The organism is Candidatus Bipolaricaulota bacterium, assembly GCA_021159055.1.
GTDB lineage: Bacteria > Bipolaricaulota > Bipolaricaulia > UBA7950 > UBA9294 > S016-54.
Genome location: JAGGSO010000055.1, coordinates 1 through 8,890, shown reverse-complemented (window position 1 = coordinate 8,890; position 8,890 = coordinate 1). Strand labels below are relative to the sequence as shown.

At 61.1% G+C, this 8,890-nt stretch carries 6 protein-coding genes; 2 read left to right on the top strand and 4 right to left on the bottom strand.

Annotated features, from left to right (window positions below; translation table 11 throughout):
* Positions 1-614 precede the first annotated feature (614 nt).
* Entirely contained in the window at positions 615-1,775 is a 1,161-nt protein-coding gene (locus tag J7J55_02775) for a PatB family C-S lyase (GenBank protein ID MCD6141632.1), read from the top strand.
* 49 nt (positions 1,776-1,824) lie between these two features.
* Here J7J55_02775 and J7J55_02770 read toward each other — a convergent pair whose 3' ends face one another.
* The 4 genes from J7J55_02770 to sfsA form a co-directional block, all read right to left on the bottom strand.
* Complete coding sequence (locus tag J7J55_02770; GenBank protein MCD6141631.1) at positions 1,825-3,207, bottom strand: S8 family serine peptidase; 1,383 nt, start codon at positions 3,205-3,207, stop codon at positions 1,825-1,827.
* Between the two features lie 8 nt (positions 3,208-3,215).
* Positions 3,216-4,445: a diguanylate cyclase gene (locus J7J55_02765; protein MCD6141630.1), complete on the bottom strand. Its 1,230-nt coding sequence runs from the start codon at positions 4,443-4,445 to the stop codon at positions 3,216-3,218.
* A gap of 102 nt (positions 4,446-4,547) precedes the next feature.
* Positions 4,548-7,013 (bottom strand): right-handed parallel beta-helix repeat-containing protein, encoded by a 2,466-nt coding sequence (locus J7J55_02760; GenBank protein MCD6141629.1) that lies wholly within the window; start codon positions 7,011-7,013, stop codon positions 4,548-4,550.
* 43 nt (positions 7,014-7,056) lie between these two features.
* Positions 7,057-7,755 carry a DNA/RNA nuclease SfsA gene (gene sfsA, locus J7J55_02755; GenBank protein ID MCD6141628.1) on the bottom strand — a complete coding sequence of 233 codons (699 nt, stop codon included), beginning with the start codon at positions 7,753-7,755 and terminating at the stop codon, positions 7,057-7,059.
* Between the two features lie 171 nt (positions 7,756-7,926).
* On the opposite strand from sfsA, the gene J7J55_02750 reads away from it, so the two are divergent.
* Entirely contained in the window at positions 7,927-8,742 is an 816-nt protein-coding gene (locus J7J55_02750) for a MerR family transcriptional regulator (protein MCD6141627.1), read from the top strand.
* Positions 8,743-8,890 lie beyond the last annotated feature (148 nt).

Sequence of the window (8,890 nt, the reverse complement as noted above, 5' to 3'; positions counted from 1 at the left end):
CTTTAATCGCATAGTTATTGTTTTGTAAAGATTAATATCAATCTTCCTGCACAGCCCGACACAGAGCCGTTGCTGCGCAAAAGTGAGGGATGAGGCACGCCTCGCGGGATGGCGCGGGCGAGATCAGTACCTTCTGCAGTGGATCATCTCCTGATCGTCGCGCATGAAGCCGACTGGCTCCAGGCCCGCTTCGACCTCCGAGCCGCGGACCTTACGTCCGTCCCAGCTCCGGACCACCACCTTCCGAACACCGGCGACCGGGTCGAACAGCCCGGGAAGGAGCGCGATGGCCGGAGAACTCTGAGACGAACGGGCCCCGCCCGATCTCCCCCCGTCATTCCACCCGCATCAGAAGTGGTAGAGGGCTCCAGAAGTGAGGGATAGCTGGCAAGGGCCTCGCGCGAGACGATCCCGGAGAGCACGGGCACGGGATTTCCCTTTCCCTACTGTCCATTTTCCGGAAATCGTCATTCATGGCGAGTGGGTGTGAGTGAGCATCTATGGAAAATTGGTGCGCGCCGCACCGGTCCGTACAATTAAGCGATTGAGAGGAGTGGGCCAGCGAATCGTGTCGGATTCTCGGATTAAAGCACCAATTGGATGAAGAGGTAACGATGGCTGAACACCGCTTCGATTTCGACCGGGTGATCGACCGCCGGGGTACGGACAGCATTAAGTGGAATCTGTTCGAACCCGATGTCCTTCCGTTGTGGGTCGCGGACATGGATTTTCCCGCTCCGCCCGCGGTCATCGACGCCCTGCGCGACCGCGTCGAGCACGGGATCTTCGGCTATCCGCAGGAGCCGCCGGAGCTGCGCGCGGTCATCGTCGATTGGATCGCCCGGCGCTACGGGTGGAAAGTAACGCCGGAGGCGATCGTGTTCGTCCCCAACGTGGTCGTCGGGTTCAACCTGGCCGCACACGCGCTCGCCCGGCAGGGAAGCGGACTGCTCATCCAGACCCCGATTTACTTCCCGATCCTCGACGTTCCGGACCACGCCAGCCTGGAGGCACGGCTCAACCGGCTCGTGCGCGATTCGGCTGGACGCTACGAGATCGACTTCGACGACTTCGCCCGGCTGGCGCGGGAGGCGTCCATGTTCCTGCTGTGCAACCCGCACAACCCGGTGGGACGCGTCTACACCCGGGCCGAGCTGGAACAAATGGCGGAGATCTGCGTGCGCAACGGGGTCTACATCTGCTCGGACGAGATCCACGCCGATTTCGTGTACGACGGGCGGCGCCACATCCCGATCGCGAGTATCGCCCCGGAGATCGCGGACCGCACCGTCACCCTGTTCGCTCCGAACAAGTCGTTCAACGTCGCCGGGATCAGCTGCGGGATCGCGGTCGTCCCCAACCCGGAGCTGCGTGCTCGGTTGGAGGCCGCGCAGCGCGGGCTTGTGCCGCACCCGGGGATCATGAGCTACGTCGTGGCCGAGGCCGCCTACCGCCACGGGGAGGAGTGGCTGGACGATCTCATCGCGTACCTTGCGGAAAACCGCGACTACGTGACGCGGTTCGTCCGGGATGGGCTCCCCGGGGTAAAAATGGGGCCGATCGAGGGGACGTACCTGGCGTGGCTCGACTGCCGGGATGCGCTCGATGGGAACCCGCACGAGTTCTTCCTCCGGAGGGCGCGGGTGGCGCTGAACGACGGGGCCCGGTTCGGCCCGGGCGGGGAGGGATTCGTGCGCCTCAACTTCGCGTGTCCGCGCTCGACCCTGGCCGAGGCCCTGAACCGGATGCGGATCGCGCTCACTGACGCTGGATAGCTGAGCCTGCCCCGGGGCAACGGCAGTCGTGACCTCAAGTGCTTTGCGGCTACCGCGATACACCGGCGGCGGCATTGATCAGTCCATATCCAAAGTAGTAATCCCGCCCCGGCGGCTTTAGGTCGATTGCACTCGCCTCCAAGAGCGACACCGCTTGTTCTCCCGTCATACCCGGGTGCGCGGAGAGGATGAGCGCGAGCACACCGCACACGTGTGGGGCGGCGAACGATGTGCCGGAGGCCGTCCCAGCGATGCCGCCCGGGAAGAGGGCGGTTACCCTGGCGCCCGGTGCCGTGATTTCCACCTCGGGTCCGTAGTTGCTGAACGATGCGAGATGCTCGTTTCGGTCGATCGCACTGACCGCAAGGATGGACGAGTATTTCGCCGGGTAGCTTACTTGGGGCTTACCGTCGTTTCCCGCGATTCCGACGACGATCACCCCATGTGCCACAGCCCGGCGGATGGCGTGCTCGAAGTAACTGGGGGGCTTTCCGTTCGCGTATATGCTCATGTTGATGATGTCGGCGCCGTTGTCGACCGCGTAATCGATCGCCGCCGCGAACTTCTTCCAATCTGAACCGTAGAACAGATTGCGCGAGTCGAGGAACCGCAGGTCCATGAGCTTCACCCCCGGCGCTACACCCACGATTCCCTTGTCATCCGGCCAGGCCGCGATGATCGATGCCACGAAGGTACCATGCCAATGAAGCTTAGAGCCGACGAGCGAGCTGTTATCGTTGTCCCGAAAATCCCATCCGTGGATGTCGTCGACGTATCCGTTGCCGTCGTCGTCCATCCCGTTGTCGGGGATCTCTCCCGGGTTCGTCCACATGCTGCGGGCGAGTTCCGGGATGCTGCTGTCGATGCCGGAATCGATCACGGCGACGACCACCTCATTCTTGCCGTAAGTCGTCTCCCATGCCTGAGGAGCGTTGATCAGGGGGATCCCCCAGTTCGCCGGTTGTTGGTGCACCGTGTACAGGCCCTCACCCTCCATATGCACGGGCGGAGCATGGGGGAGGCTGATCGGGACGATGCGGAACGCAAGCGACTTGGATATGAGGGAGCCCGCTCCGACATCAAGCGTGATCTGGAGCAGATAGATCCCTACCTTCTGAAACTCCCAGCGGCTGGTCACCGTTATTGTGGCCGTCGTCTGCGGAGCGACGGAGAATGGCTCGATCGGGAGCTCGTCGATCGTGATGCCGAACCTGTCGGTCAGCGTAGCATCTCCGATGATCCGCTCCAGCTTCTTGTCACCGGTGTTCTGGAGCTGAAATGTGATCTCAAACGGAACCAGGTTCTTGATCTCGATCGCCCTGATAGTGACCGTCGGAGAGGAAGCGGCCTGCACCGCCACCGGGATGAGCGCCAGCATCAGGCTTGCGGACAGGATCACGAGGATGGGCAGTTTGCCGGTATTTCGTTTCATGTCCTGTACTAGCTGCCTTCGTGGGGAGAGCGAACTTGGTTCAGCAGTTCATCCAGCTTCGGCGGTTCCTCACCGCTCCATCCGATGGCCTTGATGGTAATTGTAAATGCAAGGCCGGTCTCCACTTTGAGGTCCGCCACCTGGCTGGCCAGGCGCTCCGCCGCCGCCCGAGCGCCGGAGAGGGGTGTCTCGGGGAGGAGCGCGACGAAGCGCTGGTCGCTGACGCGGAATACCGGATCGACCGACCGGAGCCGTCCTGTCAGGAAGTTGGCCGTCGCCTGGAGCAACCTTCGTTTATCGGGCGCGGGCAGCTCTGTGATCCCCTTGATGTCGATCAACAGGATCGAAGTCGGATGGCCGTAGCGCAGCCCCTTCTTTATCTCTTGGTCGATGAGCCGCTGGAAGTAGGAGAACGTATAGGCTCCGGTCTCCTCGTCCAGGATGATCATCTCACGCAACGCCTGCTCGCGTGATCCGATCATCTTCACCATCAGGTTGAACACATCGATGAAGCGGGCGATCTCGTCGCGGACCTTGACCCCAACCCGCCGCGCCGGCCCGGCTGATACCTGCACGTTGTACTCCCGCTGTGCTACGCGTTCGGCTGCCGCCGCCAACCGAAGGATCGGCCGCGTGATGATCGCGTCCAGGATGCTGTACAGCAGGAACCCCAGTACGAGGAACCCAAGGATGGATGCGATTCCCAGCTTCCAGGAGAGCCGGGTGATGTACCGCTGCTGTTCCGCCAGGGACATATCCACCGAAACGACGCCGACTAGGTCGCCGTCCATGAACAGCGGATAATCGGCACGGAGATATTCCTCTTTTCCGGAACGGACCCGCGATACCTGCACGTCGCGCAGGGGGAGAAAGGCGGCCTGTTCATCTTCTGCCAGGATCCGTCCGACGGCGGATGGATCGGTGCTCGCCACCACGCGCAGCCCTCTGCCGGTCATCCCGATGACGGTGATCCCCACGATGGAATCGTATCGCTTCATCAGTGTATCGATGTCGGATTCGAGCTGGTCCGAGTAGTACAGGATGTACGCCTTCTCCTGCAATGACTTGGAGACCACGCTGGCCACGCTGCGGGCGCGTTGCTCGTATATCCCCGCGATGGTCGTGTAGAGCGAAGTGAACGACAACCAGGCGAGGATGCCGATGACGACGAGGGTGATGACGAACACCGGGACAATGATCTTGACCCGCAGGGAGGAACGGTAATAGACATTCGACATGCAATCGGCGCACCATCGCCGCAGGCATTGCCCCACCGTCCGCAGACGCCTCCCCCACCGGTTACCTCTGTTGTGCTGCAGTCTCATACCGATCTCCTCCGTTTATCGCTCAATCAGTCCGTGTTGCAGCATGAATTCCTGTGCCACCTCTCTCGGCTCGCGGTGCAGCAATCTCACCTTTACCACCAGGGAATGGACGTTGTCCGTGGTAAGAAGCGGCCGCAATTGCTGTTCGACCATGCTGACCTCCGGGAGAGCGGCGATCACCCGCTGCGCTGTTAAGAAAGCGGTGTGCGATACAGCGAATATGTTCCGTTCGTCCGCCAACACCCTAAACCCCAGCATCGTCACCGTCTCTTCGATGCTGTGGACGATCCCTGCGTTTACCGTCCCCAATTTGAGCAGGGTCTCGGTCTCATCGATCCCTGTGGTCCAGACGATGTTGTCCTCCGTGAGAGGAATCCCGTATGCGGATACTAGCGACTGGACCTGCTCCCGTGGGATTGTCCTTTGAACCGCGAGCTTCAGCGTCGTGTCCCCGGCGGAGAGGTACGCTGCCAGATCAGATATCGCACCTCCCGGCAGCTCCTTCGCGATGTCGGGGGAGACGACGAGCGACAACCGGTCCTCCACCGCAAGCGGGTGGGAGATGACGATCCCGCGAGCGGATAGGTCATCCGCGTTCACGAATGATGGATCAACGATGGCAAGATCGACGTCTCCCGCCAACAGGGCCTCTTTCACCATCTCCGCGTCTCCCAGGCCGATCAGGTCTATGACCTTGACCCCATCGGCGACAAGTGCCAGCTGGAGCAAACGTCCGATGATGATCTGATCGAACGAGTCGGTCGTACCGATCGCGATCGTCCCCTTCCACGCCGAGCGGGGGAGGACGACCTTGCCGACAACGCGTCCCGGTCTCTCTTCGTGACGATCGCCCCAGTAGTTGCCAGCCGCATAGACGGTCTTGTCCGTGGTGTTGGATATGTCGTAGGAGGTATTGCGGGCGAAGGTGTTGTTGGCGAGCACGAGTTGGAACTCTGTGTCGCCCTGGAGGAGCTCGGCATCCACGTCGCCAAGAATCGTCTCGTCTTTCTCCAATTGGGAAGAGACCTCGAGCCCGATCGAGTTGTCGACGATGAGATTCCCTTCGACCCTCGTTCCGGTACCTGATTGAAACAGCCGTATCGCAGTCTCACAGCCGCTGATACGATTGTCCGTAACGGCGCCTCGCGAGGAAGCCGCGATCAGGACGCCGATGTGATCCCTCTCGATGGTGTTATCCTGAATGAGATTTCGATCGGAGTGATTGAGGAGCGAGACCCCGTCTGCGGAGCAGGCCGTTACGTCGTTGCGGAGGAACTGATTGCCGGTTGATCCGATCAGGGCGATCCCGTGGGGACTTTCGGTGACGGTGTTGTCGAGGAATAGGTTGTCCGCCCCCTCTGACAGAACGATCCCCGCCAGTGTGTTGCCGGAAAGCTCATTGCGCAGAACCCTGTTCCTTGATCCTTCGTGGCATTGAATCCCGACCGCATTGTTCTCGACCCTGTTCCCGAGGAAGAGGCTCGACTCAACCCTCTCCAGCCTGATCCCGGCATCGCTGCACCCGGTGACGGAGTTGTAGGCGACGGTGTCGCCGCGGCTGTCGGAGATGTGGATCCCGTTTCCGCGGCTGCTGACGATGGTATTGAGGGAGAGCGTGTTTTGCCGCGATTTGTAAAGAGCAATCCCCTGGTTGCGGCTGTTCTTGATCCGGTTGTTCTCCACCGTGTTGTTGTCGGCGGTGTTGAGCGAAACACCGATCGCACAACCGGCGAGGGTGCTGGTTGTGACCGTGTTCGAAGACGAGTCCAGTATCTCCACCCCGCTTGTACCACACTCGTTGCCGACGAACGATGCGATTCGGTTCTCCTCTGAGCCGTCTGCGAGTGAGATTCCGACCCTTGCTCCGTTCACGGTGGCGTGTTCAACGGTGTTCAACCATGCGTTGGAGAGCCTTATCCCGACGTCCGCGACCGTATCGATCCGGATCCGTCGCAGCACGTTGCGATCGGCCGACTTCATCTCGATTCCAACCTCTCCGTTCCGCACATTGATCGCCGTCAGCATGTTCCCGTCGGATTCGTCCACCTGGATTCCGATGCGCGCTCCCGTGATCACCAGGTCGTCGAGCGCGGCACCGGAGGCCAGCTTCAGCCGCACACCGATGCCGTTTGCCTTTACCTCGAATCCGCGCAGGGTGACGCCGCGTGTCTTGATCGTAATCCCCGGCTCCGTGTCGTCGCACGCGATCACGGCCCGGCCATCAGCGGCGAGGATGCTCACATCAGGCGTCTGGATCACAAGTGGTCCGTGATACGGTCCGCCGCTGGCCCGGACGATGATCGTATCGCCCGGTGATGCGTGATCAAGCGCCGACTGGATCGTGGAAAAATCGCGCGGGACGACGATCCCTCCGGCCGAGCTGCGCCCGGCGACAACGAGCCAGATGAGGGCACACACCACGAGCAGGGCGGCCGCTCCACCCCCCCAGATGAGACACCGACGGCAAGGTATTTTCCTCATATTTACATGATAATCTCTCTTCACGGGAAAGTGAACTCCGCGGTTATCGGTTCGATATGTTTTGCAGTACAACCGGGATCGCCGGCGAATCGAGGACCACTGCACCCGCACGGGTAAGGTGCAGCTTGAGCGCGTAGATCCTCACCCCGGCGGCGCGCGCCGCCAGCAGCGCCTTCCCGATCTCGGGATCGGTCTCCACGTCGGGACAGAATCGGTCCGCAGCCGGATGGGCGGCGATGAACGCAATAAGGCACGGGTAGCCATTCCGGCTCAGCTCGGTGAGAAGGGCGATGTGCCGCCGCCCGCGGGCGGACGGGGCGTCGGGATAGGTGGCGCATTCCCCGCGCAGATGGACGGCCGATTTCAGCTCCAGAAAACCCTGCTTGCCCGCGAGCTCGATTGCGTAATCCAACCTACTCTCCCGCACCCGGACCTCGCGACGGACGATCCCGGGCAGCCACGGGATCAACCCGCGTTTTGCCGCGGTCTCGAACGCCCGTGCCTGGACCAAAGTGTCGAGTAAGGTTGCCCGCTCGTCATCCACTACCGTTCCCAGCACTTGCGCGGCGGTCTTTCCGCCCTCCTTCGGAAGGCACAGGATCTCCGCCCCGGGATGGATCAGGTCGGCGAGCCGTCCGGTGTTGCGCAGGAGGGCGCGAAACTCCCGCCCTGCAGCGCGGGCGATCACCGTCACCCGGGTGTCATGCCTGACTACCGTCGCCGGGAACACATCGTACCGCACTATAACTGCCATGTGCGATGAGACGGTACCACGTCGTACGGGAAAAGTAAACCGAGATCATAACCATACAATCGAACAACCGAAATCTTATGCGATGATTATCCCAACTTGACTCTCCCCCTACCGGAGGGTGTAGCATAGTCAGGAAAATAGCGCAATTGGGGCAAAAGCATGTTCAGGATCGGTGAATTCTCCAAACTCAGCCAGGTGACGGTAAAGGCGCTGCGCTATTATGACGAGATTGGTCTACTCAAGCCGGCTAAGGTAGACCCCTTCACCGGCTACCGTTACTACTCGGCCGACCAGTTGCCCCGGCTCAATCGCATCCTGGCACTGAAAGACCTGGAACTTTCGCTGGCCCAGATCTCCCGACTACTCGACGGAGACCTGCCGCCAGCCCAGATTCGAGGCATGTTACGTATGAAACAAACCGAGCTTCAGCAGCGATTGGAAGAGGAGCAGGCGCGGCTGGTCCGCGTTGAGTGGCGGCTGAGGCAGATCGAACAGGAGGAAACTATGACCACTGAAGAAGTTGTACTCAAGAAGATTCCAGCCATAACAGCCGCCTCGGTGCGGGATATCATCCCCACTTACAGCGATATCAACCGGTTGTACAGCGAGATTTTCGCGCACCTCGGCCAACACGGGGTCAGGCCCGCTGGTCCCCCGCTGGCCATCTACCACGACCAGGAATACCGCGAGCGGGATGCGGACGTCGAGGCAGCCGTGCCCGTGAACGGGGAAATGCCCGAGGGAGACAGGGTGAAGATCCGCCAGTTGCCGTCTATCACCGAGATGGCTTGTATCGTGCATCAGGGAGGTTACGACACCATCGGCGAAGCGTACAACCGCTTGATGGCCTGGATCGAGGCCAACGGCTACCGCATCTGCGGGCCCAACCGAGAGGTCTACGTGCAAGGCCCCGAACCAGGCCGTGACCCATCCACCTACGTGACCGAAGTGCGGTTCCCGGTCGAGAAAGTATAGTCGGTACAGGTCTCGGGTCCCTCCGGCTTGGTCGTAAAGCCGGTGACCTGAGTGGCTTGCCCGGAGAGTGAAAAGAATCTCAACCAGGGGTACCACATGAAAATGCGGGAAGCCAGCGAACTGGGTAAGCGCGTCGCAACGCTTGTTC